At 60.0% G+C, this 22,125-nt stretch carries 20 protein-coding genes; 12 read left to right on the top strand and 8 right to left on the bottom strand.

The annotated features are described in order from the left end of the window. Positions 1-39: 39 nt before the first annotated feature. Together AFK24_RS13850 and hrpB are read right to left on the bottom strand one after the other, a co-directional pair. The gene (locus AFK24_RS13850) at positions 40-1,230 is read right to left on the bottom strand and encodes an MFS transporter (RefSeq protein ID WP_240500385.1); all 1,191 of its coding nucleotides are present in this window, start codon (positions 1,228-1,230) and stop codon (positions 40-42) included. A gap of 285 nt (positions 1,231-1,515) precedes the next feature. Further along, on the bottom strand, positions 1,516-4,047 hold the full coding sequence (gene hrpB / locus AFK24_RS13845) for an ATP-dependent helicase HrpB (protein WP_065833737.1): 2,532 nt from the start codon (positions 4,045-4,047) through the stop codon (positions 1,516-1,518). 229 nt (positions 4,048-4,276) lie between these two features. Between hrpB and AFK24_RS13840 the strand changes: the two genes are divergently transcribed. Both AFK24_RS13840 and AFK24_RS13835 read left to right on the top strand, forming a co-directional pair. After that, positions 4,277-4,696, top strand: coding sequence for a polyribonucleotide nucleotidyltransferase (locus tag AFK24_RS13840; protein WP_065833736.1), 420 nt, complete (start codon positions 4,277-4,279; stop codon positions 4,694-4,696). Between the two features lie 22 nt (positions 4,697-4,718). Continuing rightward, entirely contained in the window at positions 4,719-5,612 is an 894-nt protein-coding gene (locus AFK24_RS13835) for a cation diffusion facilitator family transporter (RefSeq protein ID WP_065833735.1), read from the top strand. Here the strand turns inward: AFK24_RS13835 and AFK24_RS31890 are convergent, their stop codons facing one another. Further along, on the bottom strand, positions 5,613-6,086 hold the full coding sequence (locus AFK24_RS31890; protein ID WP_331153154.1) for a DUF6515 family protein: 474 nt from the start codon (positions 6,084-6,086) through the stop codon (positions 5,613-5,615). A gap of 246 nt (positions 6,087-6,332) precedes the next feature. Between AFK24_RS31890 and AFK24_RS31885 the strand changes: the two genes are divergently transcribed. The 3 genes from AFK24_RS31885 (at position 6,333) to AFK24_RS13815 (ending at position 7,957) form a co-directional block, all read left to right on the top strand. Then, positions 6,333-6,758 (top strand): hypothetical protein, encoded by a 426-nt coding sequence (locus tag AFK24_RS31885; protein ID WP_139110504.1) that lies wholly within the window; start codon positions 6,333-6,335, stop codon positions 6,756-6,758. Positions 6,759-7,192: 434 nt separating this feature from the next. Continuing rightward, on the top strand, positions 7,193-7,672 hold the full coding sequence (locus tag AFK24_RS13820) for an Lrp/AsnC family transcriptional regulator (RefSeq protein ID WP_065833732.1): 480 nt from the start codon (positions 7,193-7,195) through the stop codon (positions 7,670-7,672). Between the two features lie 84 nt (positions 7,673-7,756). Beyond that, complete coding sequence (locus tag AFK24_RS13815; RefSeq protein WP_065833731.1) at positions 7,757-7,957, top strand: DUF2788 domain-containing protein; 201 nt, start codon at positions 7,757-7,759, stop codon at positions 7,955-7,957. 110 nt (positions 7,958-8,067) lie between these two features. Here the strand turns inward: AFK24_RS13815 and AFK24_RS13810 are convergent, their stop codons facing one another. From AFK24_RS13810 to AFK24_RS13795, 4 genes are all read right to left on the bottom strand, one after another. Then, positions 8,068-8,634 (bottom strand): pseudouridine synthase, encoded by a 567-nt coding sequence (locus AFK24_RS13810; RefSeq protein WP_170826329.1) that lies wholly within the window; start codon positions 8,632-8,634, stop codon positions 8,068-8,070. 132 nt (positions 8,635-8,766) lie between these two features. After that, a complete protein-coding gene (gene amn / locus AFK24_RS13805; protein ID WP_170826328.1) occupies positions 8,767-10,263 on the bottom strand; it encodes an AMP nucleosidase in 1,497 nt (498 codons plus the stop codon). Positions 10,264-10,378: 115 nt separating this feature from the next. Beyond that, positions 10,379-12,028 (bottom strand): acyl-CoA dehydrogenase family protein, encoded by a 1,650-nt coding sequence (locus tag AFK24_RS13800; protein ID WP_065833728.1) that lies wholly within the window; start codon positions 12,026-12,028, stop codon positions 10,379-10,381. 138 nt (positions 12,029-12,166) lie between these two features. Further along, the gene (locus tag AFK24_RS13795) at positions 12,167-14,155 is read right to left on the bottom strand and encodes a sensor histidine kinase (protein ID WP_065833727.1); all 1,989 of its coding nucleotides are present in this window, start codon (positions 14,153-14,155) and stop codon (positions 12,167-12,169) included. A gap of 410 nt (positions 14,156-14,565) precedes the next feature. Between AFK24_RS13795 and AFK24_RS13790 the strand changes: the two genes are divergently transcribed. The 4 genes from AFK24_RS13790 to AFK24_RS13775 all read left to right on the top strand — a co-directional run bounded on the left by AFK24_RS13790 (position 14,566) and on the right by AFK24_RS13775 (position 18,534). Further along, positions 14,566-15,363, top strand: a complete 798-nt coding sequence (locus AFK24_RS13790) for a hydroxymethylpyrimidine/phosphomethylpyrimidine kinase (RefSeq protein ID WP_065833753.1) — start codon at positions 14,566-14,568, stop codon at positions 15,361-15,363. A 23-nt stretch (positions 15,364-15,386) separates the two neighbouring features. Next, positions 15,387-16,013, top strand: a complete 627-nt coding sequence (thiE, locus tag AFK24_RS13785; protein WP_065833726.1) for a thiamine phosphate synthase — start codon at positions 15,387-15,389, stop codon at positions 16,011-16,013. A gap of 56 nt (positions 16,014-16,069) precedes the next feature. After that, a complete protein-coding gene (gene hemL, locus AFK24_RS13780) occupies positions 16,070-17,353 on the top strand; it encodes a glutamate-1-semialdehyde 2,1-aminomutase (RefSeq protein ID WP_065833725.1) in 1,284 nt (427 codons plus the stop codon). Between the two features lie 632 nt (positions 17,354-17,985). Then, entirely contained in the window at positions 17,986-18,534 is a 549-nt protein-coding gene (locus AFK24_RS13775) for a tetratricopeptide repeat protein (protein ID WP_065833724.1), read from the top strand. A 35-nt stretch (positions 18,535-18,569) separates the two neighbouring features. On the opposite strand, the gene AFK24_RS13770 is transcribed toward AFK24_RS13775, so the two are convergent. After that, positions 18,570-18,896 (bottom strand): DUF1820 family protein, encoded by a 327-nt coding sequence (locus AFK24_RS13770; RefSeq protein WP_065833723.1) that lies wholly within the window; start codon positions 18,894-18,896, stop codon positions 18,570-18,572. 132 nt (positions 18,897-19,028) lie between these two features. Here AFK24_RS13770 and miaB point away from each other — a divergent pair, with 132 nt between their 5' ends. The 3 genes from miaB to ybeY all read left to right on the top strand — a co-directional run bounded on the left by miaB (position 19,029) and on the right by ybeY (position 22,122). Then, on the top strand, positions 19,029-20,357 hold the full coding sequence (gene miaB, locus AFK24_RS13765) for a tRNA (N6-isopentenyl adenosine(37)-C2)-methylthiotransferase MiaB (RefSeq protein WP_065833752.1): 1,329 nt from the start codon (positions 19,029-19,031) through the stop codon (positions 20,355-20,357). 249 nt (positions 20,358-20,606) lie between these two features. Continuing rightward, positions 20,607-21,629: a PhoH family protein gene (locus AFK24_RS13760; protein WP_065833722.1), complete on the top strand. Its 1,023-nt coding sequence runs from the start codon at positions 20,607-20,609 to the stop codon at positions 21,627-21,629. Beyond that, positions 21,622-22,122 carry an rRNA maturation RNase YbeY gene (ybeY, locus tag AFK24_RS13755; RefSeq protein ID WP_065833721.1) on the top strand — a complete coding sequence of 167 codons (501 nt, stop codon included), beginning with the start codon at positions 21,622-21,624 and terminating at the stop codon, positions 22,120-22,122. Before AFK24_RS13760 ends, ybeY begins: the two co-directional genes overlap by 8 nt. The last annotated feature ends 3 nt before the right edge of the window (positions 22,123-22,125 follow it).

The raw sequence follows: 22,125 nt of genomic DNA, 5'->3' as shown, positions 1-22,125 counted from the left end.
AGGCGCAGGTTCTCCATTGCGCCGTTACGGCGCAGCTGACTATCCGGGCGTCAGGCGAGTCCTGATCAGCAATGCCAGCAATACAAAACCGCCCCCCAGACATCCGATGAGCCCGAGCCCTACGTGGTCGATCAATAACCCGCCGGAAATCGCACCCAGCATGATGCCGAGGTTGATTGCACAAACGTTGAACGCGCCAACCAGTTGGGCGTTCGCTCCCGACCGGCGCAGGACGTCAATTCCCGTCATCAATCCCGCAGCGGCGTGACAAGCCCCGACAGCGGCAATAACGAAAGGAAGTATCCAGACGGTGGTGCCGAACAAGGAAATAGCCATCAACGATATCGCCAGGATCAGGAGCAGGCGCTTGAACATTCCTTCCATCTGCTCGGGAACCCGCTTGGCCACGACCAGGTTACCCACAATGTCAGCAACACCGTACAAGACAAGAACCGGGGTCACGTACGCGGCAGGAAACTCTGTATAGCGGATGAGGAACGTAGCCAGATAACTGAAGACAGCCATGATCCCACCGAAGATCAACAGGTAGCTGAGCAGTGCCAGGAGGATGTCCTTGCGACAGACAGCGCGGATCCGGTCAGCCAGCGTCAGGTGCAACTGCACTTCGTCCGCCTGCGGTATCTGAATGCATTTGACGACCATTACGAGAGCCAGCGCACTCAGCACGGACATCAACACCAACGCATCTTCCCAGCGCCAGGCATCGCTGACAGCTTTGCCCAGCGGCACGCCGACTACCGACGCGATCGACACGCCGATGAGCACTCTGGAAACTGCAAGACTCCTGGTCTCAGGCGTGGACATTGCTGCGGCTGCGAGCACCGCGTTCGTCCAGAACATCGCAACGCCAACGCCGCCCAATGCTCTCCCGATCAGCAACAGGGTAAAGTTATCGGTCACAGCGCAAAGCGTGTTGCCAAGGAACAACGCTACACAGGCAACGATCAGCAGGGAGCGCAAGCTGACCTTATAAGTGAATGCCGCAATGATCGGTGCACTGACGCCCATACCCATTGCAAAAGCGGTCACCAGCCAACCGGCGTGTCCGATAGTGATCTGCAGCGCTGACGCGATCTGCGGAAGCAGGCCCGCGACGATAAATTCCGAAGACAGCATGACGAATGCAGTGAAGGTCAATACGTAGACTTTGGGGTTGAGCGAATGATCCATAAATTCCGAACTTCTCCAATACCAAGGGTGCAGCTTCAAGCCAACGATGCGATTTTCCAGGCCTCGCCAGCTCAGGGCCAGGCCGCACTCTGAAATGGGTTCTGCCAGCGTCAGCGGCGTTCGGCAGTATCACCAAACCGCGGCAGCCCATACACCTTCATATGGTTTGCAGAATGTGACCCAGGTGGTCGACTGCTTCAAACAGGGGACGTAGCCGGTCCCCGACGGATATATCCCGTTCCCGGTGTGACCATAGGACCAGTACCTTCGGATAGTCCTTCTGGATAATGCGCGGTCTGGCTACTCAAAAGCTCCCACAACCGCCTATGACTTCCTCGGCTTGATCCGCGCTGTAGGCTCGGCAATCAATGGATCATCGGGCCAGTAATGTTTCGGGTAGCGGCCTTTCAGGTCTTTTTTCACTTCGGCATACGTGCTGCGCCAGAAGTTGGCCAGATCCTGCGTGACCTGCACCGGACGGCGCGCGGGTGACAGCAGGTGCAGCTTGACGATCTGCCGACCGTTGGCGATGCGCGGCGTGTCGGCCAGGCCGAACAGCTCTTGCAGGCGCACCGCGAGAATCGGCGGATGCTCGCTGTAATCCAGGCGCACCGATGACCCGGAAGGCACACTCAGATGATGCGGCGCCAGCTCGTCAAGGCGCTGAGGCAGCGGCCAGGGCAGCAGGTTATGCAGGATCGACGACAGGTCCAGATTGCTGAAATGACTGAGCCGCTGCACCTTGCCCAGATACGGCAGCAGCCAGCTTTCGAGTTTTTCCAGCAAGCCCGTGTTGCTAACATCCGGCCATTCGCTGGCGTCCTGACGCTGCAGATCCAGCTGTCGCAGTAGCCCGACCCGCGCCTGCCACTGGCGCAGTTCCGGCGTCCACGGCAGCAGTTCGAGACCTTTGCGCCGCACCAGCGCCAGCAATGCCTGACCTTTGGCGGATTCATCCAGACCGGTCAGTGGCTCGCGACTGAGGATCAGTTCGCCGACCTTGCGCTGACGCTCGGCGCGAAACACGCCTTCGCGTTCATCCCAATCCAGTTGATCGAGCGCCACAACCTGCTCGGCCAACACCGAATCAAACAACGCCGGATCGAACTCGGCGGCAAGGTAGATGCGTTCTTCCCGTTGGCCCTGACGACTGCCCAGATCAGCGACCACCAGCCACGGCTGTTTCATCAATGCGTCGGCTTCGGCAAACAGCGCTGCCCGGCCATTGGCCAGTCGATATTCGGCACCGCCAGCCCGACGCTGTTGCGCCACTCGATCCGGATAAGCCAAAGCCAGCAATGCACCCAACCAACGCGAATGCTCGGGATCACTGACCGGTTCAGTCGCACTGCCGCGCAAATAGCCGCGATATTGCCGGGCCAGTTGTTTGGCGCGCTGTACGCCGCCCTGCGATCCACGCGCCCGCTCGCTGCCGGACAGCAGATGCAGGCGGCTGTGTAAATCCGCGCCCGCGCCGCGCAGGATGTCGCGCTCCCCCAATAACGATGCCACGTCACAGGCCAGCGCGCCCAGGCCCAACGCCTGGCCACGCAGCAGCAAATGGGCAATACGCGGATGCGCGGGCAGTTCCGCCATGGCCTTGCCGTGGGGCGTGAGTTTGCGCTCCTCGCCGGGTTTGACGGTCAGCGCGCCGAGTCGACCGAGCAGATCCTGCGCCTGGGCAAACGCTGCCGCCGGTGGAATATCGAGCCAGACCAACTGCGGCGGGGTCACACCCCAACGGGCCAGTTGCAGCGCCAGTCCGGCAAGATCCGCCTGGAGAATTTCCGCCGTGCCGTACGCCGCCAGCTGCTCATGTTGAGCTTCGGACCACAGGCGATAACACACGCCCGGTTCCAGCCGCCCCGCGCGACCGGCGCGCTGCGTGGCGCTGGCGCGGGAAATTCGCTGAGTGTCCAGACGGGTCATGCCGCTACCGGGATCGAAACGCGGCACCCGCGCCAATCCAGCATCGATCACCACCCGCACGCCATCAATGGTCAGGCTGGTTTCGGCGATGTTGGTCGCCAGCACCACCTTGCGGATGCCTTTGGGCGCAGGCTCGATGGCGGCGCGCTGGGCATTGAGGTCCAGCTCGCCGTGCAACGGGCAGAGCAGAATATCGGCCCGCGTGCCCAATGCTTCGGCCAGTTGCTGGTTGACCCGACGAATCTCGGCCTGCCCCGGCAAAAACACCAGCACGCTGCCGGTTTCGTCGTTAAGGGCATCCAGAACCGTCTGCACCACGCGCGGCTCGATGAATTCCCCCGACTGAAACGGCCGACTCCAGCGCATCTGCACGGGAAACATGCGCCCGTCGCTGCGCACCACCGGAGCATCGTCGAGCAGGCTGGACAAGCGCTCGCCCTCCAGCGTGGCCGACATCAGCAGGATCTTCAGCGGCTGATCGTCGCGAAACAGTTCGCGGCCATTGAGGCTCAAGGCCAAGGCCAGATCGGCATCGAGGCTGCGTTCGTGGAATTCATCGAAGATCAGCAGGCCAACGCCTTCCAGCGCCGGATCGTCCTGCAAGCGCCGGGTCAGAATGCCTTCAGTGACGACTTCGATACGTGTCTTGGGGCCGACCCGGCTTTCCAGGCGGATGCGATAGCCGACGGTTTCGCCGACCTTTTCGCCCAACTCACTGGCCAGCCGTTCAGCCGCCGCCCGCGCCGCCAGACGTCGTGGTTCGAGCATGAGAATGGTTTGCCCGGCGAGCCAGGTTTCTTCCAGCAGCGCCAACGGCACCCGCGTGGTTTTACCGGCACCCGGCGGCGCTTCGAGCACCGCTTCGTTACGCGCCGCCAAAGCCAGGCGCAAATCAGGTAAAACGGCATCGATGGGCAAGGAAATCATGGCAGCTCCAGAACAGGCGGCTGATTATACGTGCATTCACAACACTAACTTCCCGTTGGAGCGAGGCTTGCCCGCGAATCATTCACCTCGGCTTGCCAGACCCTCCGCGTTATCGTTCTTCGCGGGCAAGCCTCGCTCCAACGGATACCAGCCCCCCAAGATGAAGCAATAGTCATAGCCCTGTTGTCTTTGCCTTGTATAGTTGCCACTTCACTTCATGGAGATTGTCATGCGCATTCCTTCTCGTTTCATCGGCGGCGCTGTAGTCGCGGCTCTGCTTACTCAACTCACTGCGTGTGGCAGCATTTTCTATCCTGATCGGCGCGGCCAGATCGATGGCAAAATCGATCCGGCGATTGCCGTGCTCGATGCCGTCGGCCTGTTGTTCTACATCATTCCCGGCTTGATCGCCTTCGCCGTGGACTTCGCCAGCGGCGCGATTTACTACGCCCCAGGCGAGCACGCGCAGATCGACCCGCAGAAGCTGAAACCGGCGATCAACGCTGACGGCAGCGTCGACAACCTCAAGCTGCAAGCCATCATCGAAACCGAGCTGGGCCGCACCCTGCCGCTGAATGACCCGCGCCTGATCCAGCATCGCGGCAGCGTGCAGCAGTTGGCGACACTTGGCCTGGTGCCTTCGGCCTGAATATGATTTTGAAGGAAGCACCATGAGCACCAGCGTTGAACATGCCCGCCTGATGCGGCTGGCAACCCGTGCCTCGCTGGCCGTTGCCAGCATCCTGATTATTACCAAGGCGGTTGCCTGGTGGCTGAGTGGTTCGGTCAGTCTTCTGGCGGGCCTGACCGACTCAGCACTTGATGGCGCGGCGTCGTTTCTCAACTTGCTCGCGGTGCATTACGCCCTGCGTCCGGCCGACGATGATCACCGCTATGGTCACGGCAAGGCCGAGGCGCTGTCGGGCATGGCCCAGGCGCTGTTCATTGCCGTCAGCGCCTGCCTGATTGCCTACCAGGCCGTGGACCGCATTCAGCATCCGCAGGAACTCGGCGCGCCGGGGCTGGGCATCGCCGTCATGCTGCTGTCGATTGGCCTGACTCTGGCGCTGTTGATGGTGCAACACAAGGCCATCAAGGAAACCGGTTCGGCGGCGATTCGTGCTGACTCGCTGCACTACCGTTCCGACTTGTTCCTGAACTTCAGCATCCTCGTCGCGCTGGTGCTGGCGTGGTATGGCTGGGCGCAGCTGGATGCGTATTTCGGCCTGGGGATTGCGGTGTACATCCTCTGGAGCGCCTTTCAGATCGCGCGGGAAACCGTGGCGGTGCTGATGGACGAGGAATTGCCGGTGGATGTCAGCGCGCACATGCTCGAACTGGCCTGTGACGTACCGGGTGTATTGGGCGCTCATGATCTGCGCACGCGGATCTCCGGCAACCACTGGTTTGTGCAGCTGCATCTGGAATTGCCGGGAAGTTTGAGCCTGTCAGCGGCGCATACGATTTCCGATCAGGCCGCCGATGCTATCCATAACGAATACCCGAAGGCCGAAGTGCTGGTGCACGCCGACCCGCAGGAAGTGGTGCAGCCAGCACCCGTCTGATCAGTTGATGGCGTAGCCGCGATCCATGAGGCACGCCACCATCGAGCGGCGGTACACCTGAATCATCGCCGGTGCAGGCTGATAGCCCGGGTTGGCCGGATCGAAGCTGCTTTGCTCCACGGACCAGCGATAGCAATCGTAACGGTCCTGTTCGATCTGCTCGGGGCTCTGGCCATTGGCCGGATACGCAACTGGATCATAAGGGCTGCCCTGACCGATCGGCTGAGCATAACCGCCCGACTGAACCGGCTGCGGCGGCGTGGTCACAATGTATTCCTGAGTGTCGTTCTGATACATGTAGTAAGTGCCGGCCGCCAGGAAAAACAGCGAGCTGCCAATCACCACTTCCTGGGAATATGACGGCAGGCTGCGCACGCGAGCGCCATAAGGCGGCGTCACGACCACGTAGCGCGGGCCGTCCGGACGATACCAGTAGCCGCCAGAATAGAAATAATCCTGACCGCGGTACGGCACACGCGAGTAATCCGCAGGCACGCGATCAATCACGTGGCCCGGGCGATATTGCGGACCTGGACCCCAACCGTTGCCGTGGCCATCAGGTCGACCTTCCCAATGATCATTGGGCCGATAATTGCCGCCCGCCTGACGATTGCGGTTGTTGCCGTTGTCGTTGTAATAACCCTGGCGCGGTTGCTGGGTCTGGCGTGATTCGCCGGGACCGCTCTGGATCGGCAGATTGTTCTGGCGCTGCTGCAACTGCTGACGCTCGACCTGACGCTGCTGATTCTGCTGTTCCTGAATCTGCCGCTGCTGGTTTTGTTGTTGCTGGTTTTGCAGACGCTGGTTCTGCTGCTCTTGCTGACGCTGCTGGACCTGTTGCTGCTGAATCTGCTGTTGCTGCTGGCGCTCGACCTGCCGCTGCTGGCCCTGTTGCTGTTGAATCTGCTGTTGCTGCTGGCGCTCGACCTGACGCTGCTGGCCTTGCTGCTGTTGAATCTGCTGCTGTTGCTGACGCTGCTGCTGGTATTGCTGCCCGGCGTTATTCTGCTCGCGTCCCTGCCCACCGCCATTGTCGGAGTTGCCGCGGTTCTGCTCACGCGGACCCTGGCCCTGATCCTCAGCCAATACCTGAGCGCTGATGCTCAGACACAACAGGCTTACACCTGCCAACTGCCAGATGCCTGATTTCATGTTTTCCTCACTGGGACGCGGTTGTGCGCGATGTACATAAATAAGACTGCGTTGTAGGCGCGTCGTTCGGCGCACTCTATCAGTACGCCATCACTGTCGGACATAATCCGCACACAAGAAAAAGGGGACCTCGCGGTCCCCCTTGAAAATTTCGTCCCGGCTCAACGCTTGTGGCGTCGGCTCACCTCATGCCGCCTTCTGGACAGTATGTAGCCCGGGGCCTTGCCAACCCTTTGGGGCTGGAGGCCGCAGCTGGCCTGATTTGGCGAGCCGCGCTGGACGCTATGTCCGGGCAGTGATTCTGTTTAAAAGAATAGGCCTGAGGCACCAGCAGGGGATTGCTAAAATTGCTCAATAAAACATGACTTGCGCAATTTTTAACTTCAGATAGATAATTCAGCGCAATTCAACCTAGAAAGGTGATCTTAGTGAGCAAACTCGACAGGTACGACTTGAGTATTTTGGCTGAATTGCAGCGCGACGCGCGCATCTCCAATCAAGAACTGGCTGAACGCATCGGCCTGTCGCCTTCGCCTTGCTCGCGCCGGGTCAAGCAGCTTGAAGATGATGGCTATATCGTCCGTCAGGTCGCCTTGCTGGACCGCAAGAAACTGGGATTGAACCTGACCGCTTACGTCTTGATCGGCATGGATCGACACACGCCCGAGCGATTCGAGAACTTCGAGATGCACATTCGCAACCTGCCCCAGGTACTTGAGTGCAGCCTGGTAACGGGGATGGACGCCGATTATCAGCTCAAAGTCGTGGTGTCTGACATGGATCACTACCAGAAACTGCTGCTGGGCCACCTTACGCGCATTGAAGGCGTGACCAGCGTCCGGTCGAGCTTCGTGCTCAATCAGGTGCTGGCCAGTACCGAACTGCCGCTGATCCACCTGCGTAACTGATTGGGCGCGCCATCGAGCCGCATAGGAGGGATTCTGCGGTTCCCGTATAATCGCCGCCCACTGTCTTTGTGCTGGAGATGAATAATGGATCCTGCGGTTTTCGAAGAATGGATGATGACGATCCTGGTCACCATCCTGATCGGGTTCATGGGCTTCATCGTCTGGGACCTGGCGAAAAAATCCAAGGCCGGCAAATTTGGCACCTTCATCCTGTTCTTCGTGCTCGGACTCGGGATCATGGCGTTCGTGATCAAGAGTGTGGTTATTGCTTATATAGAAAGCTGAATGCCCGCCCGTTGGAGCGAGGCTTGCCCGCGAAGAGGACGGCGCATCCGATACATATCTGGCGCCTGAACAATTGCCTTCGCGGGCAAGCCTCGCTCCAACGGGCTTTTTTATAGTTTTGCCGGCACTTCCCGCCATTGCCCTTGATCCAGCCCTTCCAGCGTCCAGTCACCAATCCTGACCCGCACCAGACGCAGCGTCGGCAAGCCCACGGCAGCAGTCATGCGTCGTACCTGGCGGTTGCGGCCTTCCTTGATCACCAGTTCCAGCCAGCTGGTCGGTATGCTTTTACGAAAGCGCACCGGTGGGTTGCGTGGCCAGAGTTCGGGTTCATCCAGCTGACGTGCCTGGGCGGGCAGCGTCGGCCCGTCATTGAGCTGCACGCCGTCGCGCAATTGCTGCAACTGCTCGGCGCTTGGCTCACCTTCGACCTGCACCCAGTAGGTTTTCGCCAGTTTGTGCTTCGGGTCGGCGATACGCGCCTGTAGCTGCCCGTCATTGGTCAGCAGCAACAATCCCTCGCTGTCCCGGTCCAGCCGCCCGGCCGGGTAGATGCCGGGAATGGCAATAAAATCCTTGAGCGTCGCCCGCCCTTCCCCGTCACTGAACTGGGTCAGCACGTCGAAGGGTTTGTTGAACAGAATCAGCTTCGGTTCGGCGGGCGGAGCTTTGGCGATACGACGGCCAGCGCCAGGGTTGGCGGGCGCAGGACGGCGAGAAACGGGGCGTTGAATGCGGGGCATGACGGTTCAGGATTCGGCAAACAGAAAGGGCCACTTTAATGGCCCTTTCGTTAATTACCTAACCGATCAACGGAACGGCGGCTCATCGAAGCTGCGCAATTTGCGCGAGTGCAGCGAATTCAGCTCGGTGCGCAGCAGGTCCAGCGCGGCGATGCCGATCTTCAGATGCTGGCTGACCGCACGTTCGTAGAACGCATTGGCCGAGCCCGGCAGCTTGATTTCGCTGTGCAGCGGTTTGTCCGAAACGCACAGCAACGTGCCGTAAGGTACCCGCAGACGGTAGCCTTGGGCGGCGATGGTGCCGCTTTCCATGTCCACGGCAACCGCCCGCGACAGGTTGATCAACGGACGTTCCTGAGCCCAGCGCAATTCCCAGTTACGGTCGTCGTAGGTCAGGACCGTGCCGGTGCGCAGGCGTTTCTTCAGATCATCGCCACGTTCGCCGGTGATTTGCGCCGCCGACTCCTGCAAAGCGAGCTGCACTTCGGCCAGGGCCGGGATCGGAATATGCGGCGGCAGCACACGGTCCAGAATCCCGTCGCGACGCATGTAGGCGTGAGCCAGCACGTAATCGCCGATGGTCTGGGATTGGCGCAGCCCGCCACAGTGGCCGATCATCAGCCAGCAATGCGGACGCAGCACGGCCAGGTGATCAGTGATGTTCTTGGCGTTGGACGGGCCGACGCCGATATTGACCAGCGTCACGCCATGGCCGTCTTCGGCGATCAGGTGATAGGCCGGCATCTGGTAGCGATGCCAGACCACGCTGGCGACGATGGCCTGCGCCTCGCCGTGATCCATGCTCTTCTCGACCACGACATTGCCCGGCAAGACCATGCGCACGAAACGCGGGTCTTCGCGGAGTTTTTCCAGGCCGTGGACGATGAACTGGTCAACGTAACGGTGGTAGTTGGTCAGCAGAATCCAGGGCTGGACGTGGCGCCAGTCGCTGCCGGTGTAATGCACCAGGCGCCGCAACGAGAAGTCCACGCGCGCGGCATCGAACAACGCCAGCGGCAACGGATCAGTGTTGGCCCAGTCGTACAGGCCATCGGCGATGCCGTCGGTGGCGGCGGACAAGTCAGTGCTGGGGAAAACCCGCGCCAGCGCTGCAGCGGTCACGCCGGAACCGGCCAACTCGTCGCCCTGCTCGACCACATATGGATAAGGAATATTCTGCTCGCTGACGCCGACTTCCACCGTGATGGTGAAGTCATTCATCAGCGGCACCAGCTGTTCCAGCAGGTATTTGCGGAACGCGGCGGGATGGGTCACGGTAACGCTGTAAGTGCCCGGCAGCTGTACTTTGGCGTACGCCCGAGTGGTCAGCGGCACTTCGCCCTGACACAGATAAGTCAGACGAATCTCCGGATAACGGAACAGCGCACGCTGCTCGGCATCAGGTTCGACGCGGTCTTTCAGATAACGCTTGAGGGCCTGGCTCAGCGCTTCGGTAGCAGTCTTGTGCAGTTCAGCGAGCCGATCCACGGCTTGCTCGGCAGTTCCAACGACAATAAACGCTTGGGTCACGATTCGTATCCTTCTGATCTTGCAGGCCTCCATCTTGCCTGCATCGCCGAGGGAAGGCACTAGTGACGCGTCATTGAGCAAAACACCGATCCGTAGGACCGGCTTTAGCCGGGAACACGCCCTCCCGGCTAAAGCCGGTCCTACGACGTCAACTCGTCTGCGGCGCAGACCTCGCCACCAGCGCCTCGACATCCACGCCTCTGGGCAGCGCGCCATATACGCCGCTGCGCGACGCCAGACGGCTTGCGATGAAGCCGTCGCTGACCACGGAATTACCCGCCTCAAGCAATAACTTGGCCTGCAAGGCCAGGGCAATGTCTTCAGTCAGCTGGCGGGCGCGGTACTGGATATCGCTGGTATCGCGGAACGCTGCCTTGAGCCGGTCGATGTGCATCGCCAGGTCCTGATCGCCGTGGCCATCGCCCAATTCGGTGAACAACGCATCCAGCACGCCGGGCTCCTTGGACAGCGCACGCAGCACATCAAGGCATTGCACGTTGCCCGATCCTTCCCAGGTCGAGTTGACCGGCGCTTCGCGATACAGGCGCGGCAGGATGCTGTCTTCGACATAACCTGCGCCGCCCATGCATTCGGCAGCTTCGTTGATCATTGCCGGGGCGCGTTTGCAGATCCAGTATTTGCCCACCGCCGTGACCAGTCGGGCGAAGCGCGCCTCGTGGGGATCCTGCAAGTTATCCAGGGCGCGGCCCATGCGCAGGGTCAGCGCCAATGCCGCTTCGCTTTCCAGTGCCAGGTCGGCCAAGACGTTCTGCATCAGTGGCTGTTCACTGAGCACGCGGCCGCCCACGGTTCGGTGCGCGCAGTGATGGCTGGCCTGGGTCAAGGCCTGACGCATCAAGGCGCTGGAACCGACCATGCAATCGAAACGGGTCATGGCGACCATTTCGATAATGGTCGGCACACCGCGACCTTCTTCGCCCAGCATCCAGGCAAACGCGCCGCGAAACTCGACTTCGCTGGAGGCGTTGGACCAATTGCCCAGTTTGTTCTTCAGGCGCTGTATGTAGAACTCGTTGCGCGTGTCATCCGGGCGATGACGCGGCAGCAGGAAACACGTCAGACCCTTGTCAGTCTGCGCCAGGGTCAGGAAGGCATCGCACATCGGCGCCGAGCAAAACCATTTATGCCCGACCAGCTCATACGCCTGACCTGGCCCACCGGCGCCGACCGGATAAGCCCGAGTGGTGTTGGCCCGAACGTCGGTGCCGCCCTGTTTTTCGGTCATTGCCATGCCGATAGTCACGCCCGCCTTGTGCGCCATGCCGACGTTCCGTGGGTCGTACTCGGTGGCGAGAATCTTCGGCAGCCAGCTTTGCGCGAGATCCGCCTGCATGCGCAGCGCCGGAACGCTGGCAAAAGTCATGGTCAACGGGCAACCGCTGCCCGCCTCGGCCTGGCTGTGCAGGTAGCTCATGGCCGCCCGCGCCACGTGTGCGCCGGGTTGCGGATGAGTCCAGGGCAGGGACGGAATGCCATGTTCCACCGCCGTACGCATCAATTGATGGTAGGCCGGGTGAAATTCCACCAGATCGATGCGATGTCCGTAGCGGTCATGGCTGACGAACACCGGTTTGTTCTGATTGGCGAGAAAACCCGCCTCCATCAACGGCCCGCCCGCCAGCGCGCCGTAGGCATCCAGCCGTGCTTCGGCCCAACCCGCGCCGAACCGCTCGGACCAGTCTTGCAAAGGCAAGTCGATGCGATAGAGGTTACTGCCATCCAGCGACGGTGGCTGGTTGGTCACTTCGTGGGTTTCGGCGAACTGATGCAGGTTCATGACGGGGCTCCTGTTGACGGAACACGGCTGCGGGACCCAGTGCGGCAGGTCCATAAACCGCAGTGAACCACGCAGTCGAGTGTTTAAAAAGTGCCGTACATGACTAAATACCGGCGCTTTTGCCCTGCGAACCGGGCGCTAGAGGATTTCCCGACGTTCCTGCGAGTGCAGCTGCGTCTGACGGGAAAGCACCCGCAATGGCACGCTCAGCGCGAAACAACTGCCGCGTCCCGGCTCCGACTGGTGACTGAGTACGCCGCCCTGAAGCTCGATCAATTGGGCGCAGATTGCCAAGCCGATTCCCAGCCCGCCGTACTCGCGCGTCATGGAGCCATCAACCTGGAAAAAACGCTGATAAGGAACAGCTTCGTTCAATCGAGTAAAGCCAATGCCGCTGTCGATGACCTCGATCTTGACCTGAAAAGCCCCGGTGCCCGCCGGCACGCCCGTGACGCGCACCTGGATGAAACCGGTCCTGGTGAACTTGAGGGCGTTATCCAGCAGGCATTCCAGGCATTGGCGCAGTTTGCCGGGGTCGCCTTGCACGCTTTCCGGCAAGGCCTCGTTTAGCTCCAGCACGAATTCCAGGCCCTTCTCCTGGACCAATGGACTGAAATCAGCCGCCATCGACTGCAATAGTGCACGCAGATTGAACGACTCGGCAGCGACGCCAACCCGCCCGGCGCGCAACTCGGTAAGGGTCAGGATGCCGTTGACCAGGCGCATCATATTTTGCGCCGAACAGGCTGCGGTTTGCTGATAGGACTCAAGCTCCGAGTCCATTTTCACGGTCTGCATGAGCTCAAGAGAGCCGATCACGCCATTCATTGGCGTACGAAGTTCGTGGGTCAGCGTGGCGAGAAACTCATCCTTGAGGCGATTGCTGGTGGCCAGCTGCTCATTCAGACGTTCCAGCGTTTCACCGGTTTGCAGCAGCACCCGCGCCTGTTCGTCACGGGCATGGTTGATGCGCGCGGCCAGCGCCATCGACAACAGCGCGACTTCCAGTGCAGAGCCGATCTGATTGGCATACATCGTAAAAAAGGTGTTGGGCAGATAGCCCATCAACATGCAGGTGTGGATGGCACTGCCGACCAGAAAAGCCGACCAGGCGATGACAAAATAACGCGCGACGTACACGCCTTTGAAGATTGCGGCGAATCCAGCCACAAAAATCACCAACGTGCAGGCCAGCACCAGAATGTTGGCCAGGCGCAAGGCGAGGCTGTAATCAGGGTTGAGCGCCAGCACTGCCACCAGTCCGGCGAAACCCATCAGCAGCGCCAACGCTCGATCGACCCAGCGTCCGACGGCCGCGGTATGCAGAAATGAGCGGGCGAACTGGCAGGCGAAAAGCATCGAGGCACCGATCAAAAACGGCGGGGCCGCGTTGGCCCACCAGGTGTTATCCGGCCAGAGAAACTCGACGCCGGTGCCATGCACCGCCAATTGATAAAGCCCGAACGGCGCGATGTAGAGGATGTAGTACAAATAGCTGGCGTCGCGCATGCCTATATAGATGCACAGGTTGTAAACCAGCATGACCAGCAACACACCATACAACAAACCGAGAAAGTACAGCCGGGCCGGTTGGTCTTCCAGATACGCGCGAGCGGACCAAAGGGTCAACGGCACCTGGATTGAACCCAGACTGGCCACGCGCAGATAGACCGTCCTGCTCTGCTCGGGCAGGACACTGAACTCGAACAGGTAATTGTTCTGTTTAAGCTGGCGACTGGAAAACGGCAGCATGTCGCCGGTACTGTTAACCAGCCGTGCGGTGCCGGTGTCATCGGTGAGGAAAAGGTCGACGTGATCCAGCGCCGGGAAGGCCACTTCCAGCAACCAGTCCCGGTGCGCACCGGAATCGTGGGGCCGGTAGTGCAGCTCGACCTTGAGCCAGAAAGCCGAGCGCGAATAGCCAGCATTCATGGTCGCGCGCTTCAGCGGTTTGAAATGCGCGGCCATGGCCGGCGAACTGACACTCTCTATCGTCGCCTGGCCGCTAACGTCTTCAAATACTTGCGTCTTGGAACCCAATGCGAGGGTGCGGGTGTTTTCGTCGAATTCGACGGCTACGGCCCATAGAGGCAACAAGGCGACCAGCAATAACAGCAAATAGCGCATACGGCCCCGGCGAACAATTCAGATCGTGCGAACACTCCTTCCACTGGAGCTTCGATATCTGCGAATTCGTTTTATTGGAATAGGTCCGGATCGTCCTTGAAGCCTTCGTATCAGTGTGGTTATCGTTTGTTGTGACTCTCTTTACCGGCAGGTTGCTTACCCGACAACGACAAAGGGTCACGCGAAATCCATCCTGTGATCAGAGTGCTGACAGCATAGCTGGCAATGGGGATCGGACACCAACAGTTTACAATCCTTGAGAAGGCTCTATTCCGGCACTATCAGCTCCAATACGGAAATTTTACGTGAGGATTTTCATTACGTAGGTATCGAAACAGCGATTTGAGTTGCAGGAAAATTCCGAGGTCGGCAAGGGCTGCGGAAAACGTTTAGTGGTAAGCTCGCGCACCATGAATATCTATAGCTCCCGCCCCGTTGTCCTCTGTCTCTCCGGCCACGACCCTAGTGGCGGCGCCGGCTTGCAGGCAGATATCGAAGCCCTGCTCGCCCAGGGTTGCCATGCCGCTCCAGCGGTCACCGCCCTGACCGTTCAGGACACCGTGAATGTCAGCGATTTCCGCGTACTGGATCGCGAGTGGGTACTGGCGCAAGCCAATGCCGTGCTCAACGATTCCACTGTCGCGGCGGTCAAGCTTGGCATGCTCGGCTCCCTGGAAATGGTCGACACCATTGTCGAACTGCTGCAAGCCCATCCGCATTTGCCGATGGTCTGCGACCCGGTGCTGCGCGCGGGCGGCGGCGGTCGGCTCGGCAAGGATGAAGTCGGTTACGCGATGCGTGAACGACTGCTGCCACTGGCCACCATTGCCACGCCGAACCTGCCTGAAGCCCGGATTCTCGCGGAATTGCCCGAAGGCACCGCGGATGAATGCGCGGCCCGGCTGCTGCCGTATTGCGAGCACTTGCTGATTACCGGCGGTCATGGCGACGAGCAGGAAGTCCACAACCGTCTTTATATACGTAATGGCGAAACCCGGACCTTCACTTGCCAGCGTCTGCCTGGCAGTTATCACGGTTCCGGCTGCACGCTGGCCAGCGCTCTGGCTGGCCGTCTGGCGCATGGTGAAGAGCTGGTCAGCGCGGTGAAATCTGCACTCGACTACACTTGGCGCACGTTGCGCGACGCCGAACAGCTGGGCAAGGGACAGTTCGTTCCGCGCCGCCTGCCGCTGGATTTTTGTTCGTAACGCCACGTCATGAGGCTCAATCAATGAAACTACGTGGCCTGTATGCCATTACCGACAGCCAGCTGTTGGCGGGCAAGTTTTTGTCTTACGTCGAAGCCGCCCTTGAAGGCGGTGTCACGCTGTTGCAGTACCGCGACAAGGGCAGTGACGAGTCACGCCGACTGCGTGAAGCCACTGCCCTGCTCAAGCTGTGCGAGCAGTACAAGACCCGGCTGATCATCAACGACGACGCTGAACTGGCCTCGCGCCTGGGCGTCGGCGTTCATTTGGGCCAGACCGATGGCTCGTTGACGCTGGCGCGCACCATCCTCGGCCGCGCGGCCATTGTCGGCGCCACCTGCCATGGCAGCCTGGAGCTGGCAGAACAAGCCAAGGCTGATGGCGCCAGTTACGTGGCATTCGGGCGTTTCTTCACTTCCAATACCAAACCCGACGCCCCGGCCATCGCGCTGGAGATCCTGGAACAGGCCCGCGCACGTTTTCACTTGCCGATTGCAGTGATTGGCGGCGTCACCCTGGAGAATGCTCCGCAACTGGTCGCCCACGGCGCCGATTTGCTGGCGGTGGTGCACGGTTTGTTCGGCGCCGAAAGTACCCAGGAAGTCACCCGCCGGGCTCGCGCCTTCAACGCCTTGCTGAAACAGGCCTGAATCAAACCATCGATCAGGCCCTGAACCCAATTTCGTTTAAACGTAGAGACCTGCACATGTCCCGTTCTGAAACATTGTTCGCCAACGCTCAAGTCCATATTCCCGGTGGCGTGAACTCGCCGGTTCGCGCTTTCAAAAGCGTCGGCGGCACGCCGTTGTTCTTCAAGCATGCGGCCGGCGCCTACGTGACGGACGAAGACGACAAGCGTTACGTGGATTACGTGGGTTCCTGGGGGCCGATGATTCTGGGTCATGGCCACCCGGAAGTGCTCGACGCAGTGCGTAATCAGCTGCAACACGGTCTGTCGTACGGCGCGCCGACCGCCATGGAAACCGAGATGGCGGATCTGGTCTGCTCTATCGTGCCCTCCATGGAAATGGTGCGCATGGTCAGCTCCGGCACCGAAGCGACCATGAGCGCGATCCGTCTGGCGCGGGGTTATACCGGCCGCGACAGCATCATCAAGTTCGAAGGCTGCTACCACGGCCATTCCGACAGCCTGCTGGTCAAGGCCGGTTCCGGCGCGTTGACCCTGGGCGTTCCGAGTTCTCCCGGCGTTCCGGCGGCATTCGCCAAACACACCCTGACCGTGCCGTTCAACGATCTTGAAGCGGTTAAAGAGCTGTTGGCCGAAGTGGGTCCAGAAGTAGCGTGCATCATCGTCGAGCCGGTCGCCGGCAACATGAACTGCGTGCCGCCAGCGCCGGGTTATCTGCAAGGCTTGCGCGATCTGTGCGACGAACATGGAGTGGTGCTGATCTTCGACGAAGTGATGACCGGTTTCCGCGTCGCCCTTGGCGGAGCCCAGGCTTACTACAACGTGACGCCTGACCTGAGCACCTTCGGCAAAATCATCGGCGGCGGCATGCCGGTCGGCTGCTTCGGCGGCAAACGCGAAATCATGTCGCACATCGCCCCGCTCGGCCCGGTTTATCAGGCCGGTACGCTGTCCGGCAACCCGCTGGCCATGGCTGCCGGCCTGACCACGCTGCGTTTGATCAGCCGTCCGGGTTTCCACGACGAACTGAGCGACTTCACCCGTCGCCTGCTCGAAGGCCTGCAACAGCGTGCCGACGCGGCCGGTATCCCGTTCGTGACTACCCAGGCGGGCGGCATGTTCGGCCTGTATTTCAGCGATGTGAAAGAGATCGTCACCTTCAAGGATGTGATGACCAGCGACGCCGATCGCTTCAAGCGCTTCTTCCACCTGATGCTCGAAGGCGGCGTGTACCTGGCGCCAAGTGCCTTCGAAGCCGGCTTCACTTCCATCGCCCATGGCGACGAAGAGCTGAAGCTGACCCTGGATGCGGCCGAGAAGGCGTTTGCGGCGTTGAAGTAAGCCTGGAAAAACCTTCGTAGGACCGGCTTTAGCCGGGAGAGCGCTGGCATGATAGGTACATCTTCATCGCCTGCCCCATCGCCTTCGCGGCTAAAGCCGCTCCTACGGACGGTCAATCTTCAATTTGCGGCGTTGAAATAACGCTGGAAANGGCATGATAGGTACATCTTCATCGTCTGCCCCATCGCCTTCGCGGCTAAAGCCGCTCCTACGGACGGTCAATCTTCAATTTGCGGCGTTGAAATAACGCTGGAAAAACCTTCGTAGGACCGGCTTTAGCCGGGAGAGCGCCGGCATGATAGGTACATCTTCATCGTCTGCCCCATCGCCTTCGCGGCTAAAGCCGCTCCTACGGACGGTCAATCTTCANCTGGAAAAACCTTCGTAGGACCGGCTTTAGCCGGGAGAGCGCCGGCATGATAGGTACATCTTCATCGTCTGCCCCATCGCCTTCGCGGCTAAAGCCGCTCCTACGGACGGTCAATCTTCAGCAAAAACAGGTATTTCAAGCCCGTGCAGCAGAAAATCCGTAAAGACTTTGTAAGGTTGGCCTCGCTTATTTCATAATGCGCAGCCAGCACGTTTAGCTGGACGGGTACGCCCGCACCTTTTTCAGAGGTAAGTCGATTCCCATGAACCGCACCGGCCGCACCCTTGCATTGGGCTGCCTGTTGCTTATTCATCCCCTGCTGGCGGACGCAGGCGGCAACTCGTTGTTAATCCCAGCGGTGGGTCGTTGCACCCTTAATACCCAGCCAGACAACCTGCCTGCGGCGCTTTCGGCGTGCAAACAGGCTGCGCAATCCGGGGATGCACAAGCACAATACGAGTTGGGTGAGTTTTACCACGACGGTAAACACGCGCCACGTGACCTGCCTCAAGCGCTCAATTACTTCGAGCAGGCCTCGTTGCAGGGCCATCCTCAGGCGCAATATCAGCTGGGCCTGATGTTCTCCAAGGGCGAAGGCGTGCAGGCCAATAACATTCAGGCGTACATCGTGCTGAAAATGGCCGCGGTCAACGGCTCGGAAGATGCGCTGGACGCAGCCGATGAAGTCTCGGAGCGCATGCAGCGCGATGAGCTTGAAGTCGCTACCCAGGTGCTGGGCCAGATCTTCCGCAAATACCTGCTGGAACTGCAAACGGCTGAAGGTCGCACGCCGTTTGCGCCGCTGCCTTAAGCAAGCGGCAGTCCCTCAAATCGATTTCTGGCTGATCACTTGTCCGGCATCGGCATCGGAAACGGCATCACGTTGCTGGTGCCGCGCGCTTCGCTGATTTTCGGCGTGCCGACCCGCTCGACTTCGTCGATGCGCACAATGGAATGCATCGGCACGAAACTGCGCACCACACCCTCGAACTGCGCCTTGAGCTTCTCTTCGCTCGGATCGACCACGACGGTCGTACGCTCGCCGAAGACGAACTCTTCTACCTCCAGGAAACCCCACAGATCGCTTTGATAGATCTGCTTGGCATACATCTCGAATACCTGTCCCTGGTTAAGGAAAATCACCTTGTAGATTGGAGCTTCGCGTTTGGTCATAGAGGGCGGGCAAGAGTCGGCGATATAAAAGAGGGCGCGAACTATAGCATGCCCGCTGGACAGGGAATGGTAGGAACCGGCGTGCTTCATCACTATAATGCGCGGTTCTTTGAACCACCTGATGACGTACGCATGGCCAAGAAGCTTTATATCGAAACCCACGGTTGCCAGATGAACGAGTACGACAGCTCGCGCATGGTCGACCTGCTGGGCGAACATCAAGCCCTGGAAGTCACCGCCCGCGCGGAAGATGCCGACGTCATCCTGCTCAACACCTGCTCGATTCGTGAGCGCGCCCAGGATCGGGTGTATTCCCAACTGGGCCGCTGGCGTGAACTGAAACTGGCCAACCCGGAGATGGTCATCGCCGTTGGCGGTTGCGTGGCCAGCCAGGAAGGCGCGGCGATTCGTGACCGTGCGCCCTACGTCGACGTGGTTTTTGGCCCGCAAACCCTGCATCGCCTGCCAGAAATGATCGACGCCGCACGCCTCACGCGCTTGCCGCAGGTTGATGTCTCGTTCCCGGAAATCGAAAAATTCGACCATCTGCCCGAGCCGCGCGTCGATGGCCCAAGCGCGTATGTGTCAGTGATGGAAGGCTGCAGCAAGTACTGCACGTTCTGCGTGGTGCCTTATACGCGCGGCGAAGAAGTCAGCCGACCGTTCGACGACGTGGTCGCGGAAGTGTTTCACCTGGCCGAAAACGGTGTGCGTGAAGTCACGCTGCTGGGCCAGAACGTCAATGGCTATCGCGGCACCACCCATGACGGCCGCACCGCTGACCTCGCGGACCTGATTCGGGTCGTCGCGACCATCGACGGCATTGATCGCATCCGTTACACCACTTCGCACCCGCTGGAATTCTCCGACAGCCTGATCCTCGCTCACGCCGAAGTGCCGGAACTGGTAAAACACCTGCATTTGCCGGTGCAATCGGGCTCGGATCGGGTCCTGGCGGCGATGAAGCGCAATCACACGACGCTGGAATACAAGTCCAAGCTGCGCAAGCTCAAGGCTGCAGTTCCGGGCATCAGCATCAGCTCGGACTTCATCGTCGGTTTCCCCGGCGAGACCGAAAAAGATTTCGACAACACCATGAAACTGATCGAAGACGTCGGTTTCGACTTCTCGTTCTCGTTCATCTACAGCCCGCGTCCCGGCACACCGGCCGCCGACCTGAAGGACGAAACCCCGGAAGCGCTGAAAAAAGAGCGTCTGGCCGCGCTGCAACATCGCCTCAACCAGCAAGGGTTCGAGATCAGCCGACAAATGGTTGGCAGCACTCAGCGCATTCTGGTCACCGACTATTCGAAGAAAGATCCTGGCGAACTCCAGGGCCGCACCGAGAACAACCGGATCGTCAACTTCCGCTGCGACAACCCCAGGCTGATCGGCCAGTTCGCCGACGTGTATATCGATGACGCGCAACCGCACTCGTTGCGCGGCTCATTGTTGAATTGAGGGCGCAGCCAAATCCGTAGGACCGGCTTCAGCCGGGAAGGTTAGAGCTCTGACCAAAGAGCCGCGGTGAATGTACCGGCTTCCTCCCGGCTGAAGCCGGTCCTACGAGATGCGCTCCAATTCAAATGGTTGTGTGATGCTCGTTGGCGAGCCTGCGCACAACCTTTCTCAAGTCAAAGCTTTCGCAGTCGAAGCGCTGGGGTTATCCTTCGTTTCACCTTAATTGCCCCAGGGCGGCTAAAAACGACCTTGAACGCACCAGTCGAACCACATCGTTTTATCCTCGAACCCTTCGAGGCTCACCGCTTCGCAAATCTGTGCGGGCAACTCGACGAGCATTTGCGCTTGATCGAACAACGCCTGGACATCGAAATCCGCAATCGCGGAAACCAGTTCGAATTGATTGGCGAGCCTAAACACACCACTTCGGCCGAGAATCTACTGCGCCGCCTGTACCGGGAAACCAAAGGTACCGAGCTGTCGCCGGACATGGTTCACCTGTTCCTTCAGGAATCGGGCGTCGAGTCACTGGACAACCATCCTGCCGCCGAACCCGGCGTGGCCCTGCGTACCAAAAAAGGCATGGTTCGCCCGCGCGGGCTGAATCAGCAGCGGTACGTCAAGGAAATCCTCGGCAACGACATCAACTTCGGCATCGGCCCGGCAGGTACAGGCAAGACCTATCTTGCCGTGGCCTGTGCTGTCGACGCGCTGGAGCGGGAACAGATCCGACGCATCCTGTTGGTGCGCCCGGCGGTCGAAGCGGGTGAAAAACTCGGCTTCCTGCCCGGTGATCTGGCACAGAAGATCGACCCTTACCTGCGCCCACTGTACGACGCGCTCTACGAAATGCTCGGCTTCGAATACGTCGCCAAGCTGATCGAGAAGCAGGTCATCGAAGTCGCTCCGCTGGCCTACATGCGCGGCCGGACGCTGAACAACAGTTTCATCATCCTCGACGAGAGCCAGAACACCACCGTCGAGCAGATGAAGATGTTCCTGACCCGGATCGGCTTCGGCTCCACTGCCGTGATCACCGGTGACATCACTCAGGTCGACCTGCCCAAGGGCACGAAGTCGGGCCTGACCCATGTCATCGATGTGCTCAAGGACGTGCCGGGTATCAGCTTTACGCACTTCAAGCCCAAGGACGTCGTTCGCCATCCGCTGGTGCAGCGCATCGTCGAAGCCTACGAGCGCTTCGAAGACCGTTTCAGCGACGAGCCGCCGGCTGGCGCCAATTCCTCTCGGGAATACCGCCGCGATGCTTGAGCTGGACCTGCAACTGGCAAGTGAAGCAAGCGCCCCCAGTGAAGCCCAGTTCCGCCTTTGGTGCGAAATGGGCCTGCGCCAGCGCAGTGCCGATTCCGAGCTGACCATTCGGCTGGTGGATGAAACTGAAGGCCGCGAGCTTAATCACACATGGCGACACAAGGATTACGCAACCAACGTGCTGTCCTTCCCGGCAGATGTCCCCGACGAGATGCTGGATATCCCGCTGCTCGGCGATCTGGTCATCTGCGTGCCTGTTGTGGCGCGCGAAGCGCAGGAACAAGGCAAGGAACTGGATGCACACTGGGCGCACCTGGTGATTCATGGCTGCCTGCATCTGCTGGGTTTCGACCATATCGACGATGAAGAAGCCGAAGAAATGGAAGCACTGGAACGAACGTTGCTTGGGGAGTTGGGCTATCCCGACCCGTATGCCGACGACGAAAGCGCCGACCATCCACATTCAGCAACACCAAGCAAGGACCACGAGTAAGGG

It is taken from the genome of Pseudomonas syringae, assembly GCF_001698815.1.
Lineage (GTDB): Bacteria > Pseudomonadota > Gammaproteobacteria > Pseudomonadales > Pseudomonadaceae > Aquipseudomonas > Aquipseudomonas syringae_A.
The sequence above is the reverse complement of the archived record's forward strand: the minus strand, read 5'-3'. Positions and strand labels throughout refer to the sequence as shown.

What these genes read in the sequence shown, in the direction of transcription:
- AFK24_RS13775 (WP_065833724.1), top strand. Translation starts at nt 17,986, where the DNA reads ATGAACCGCACCGGCCGCACCCTTGCATTGGGCTGCCTGTTGCTTATT.
- AFK24_RS13770 (WP_065833723.1), bottom strand. Translation starts at nt 18,896, where the DNA reads ATGACCAAACGCGAAGCTCCAATCTACAAGGTGATTTTCCTTAACCAG.
- thiE (WP_065833726.1), top strand. Translation starts at nt 15,387, where the DNA reads ATGAAACTACGTGGCCTGTATGCCATTACCGACAGCCAGCTGTTGGCG.
- miaB (WP_065833752.1), top strand. Translation starts at nt 19,029, where the DNA reads ATGGCCAAGAAGCTTTATATCGAAACCCACGGTTGCCAGATGAACGAG.
- AFK24_RS13835 (WP_065833735.1), top strand. Translation starts at nt 4,719, where the DNA reads ATGAGCACCAGCGTTGAACATGCCCGCCTGATGCGGCTGGCAACCCGT.
- ybeY (WP_065833721.1), top strand. Translation starts at nt 21,622, where the DNA reads ATGCTTGAGCTGGACCTGCAACTGGCAAGTGAAGCAAGCGCCCCCAGT.
- AFK24_RS13815 (WP_065833731.1), top strand. Translation starts at nt 7,757, where the DNA reads ATGGATCCTGCGGTTTTCGAAGAATGGATGATGACGATCCTGGTCACC.
- AFK24_RS13840 (WP_065833736.1), top strand. Translation starts at nt 4,277, where the DNA reads ATGCGCATTCCTTCTCGTTTCATCGGCGGCGCTGTAGTCGCGGCTCTG.
- hemL (WP_065833725.1), top strand. Translation starts at nt 16,070, where the DNA reads ATGTCCCGTTCTGAAACATTGTTCGCCAACGCTCAAGTCCATATTCCC.
- AFK24_RS13790 (WP_065833753.1), top strand. Translation starts at nt 14,566, where the DNA reads ATGAATATCTATAGCTCCCGCCCCGTTGTCCTCTGTCTCTCCGGCCAC.
- hrpB (WP_065833737.1), bottom strand. Translation starts at nt 4,047, where the DNA reads ATGATTTCCTTGCCCATCGATGCCGTTTTACCTGATTTGCGCCTGGCT.
- AFK24_RS13800 (WP_065833728.1), bottom strand. Translation starts at nt 12,028, where the DNA reads ATGAACCTGCATCAGTTCGCCGAAACCCACGAAGTGACCAACCAGCCA.
- amn (WP_170826328.1), bottom strand. Translation starts at nt 10,263, where the DNA reads ATGGAGGCCTGCAAGATCAGAAGGATACGAATCGTGACCCAAGCGTTT.
- AFK24_RS13795 (WP_065833727.1), bottom strand. Translation starts at nt 14,155, where the DNA reads ATGCGCTATTTGCTGTTATTGCTGGTCGCCTTGTTGCCTCTATGGGCC.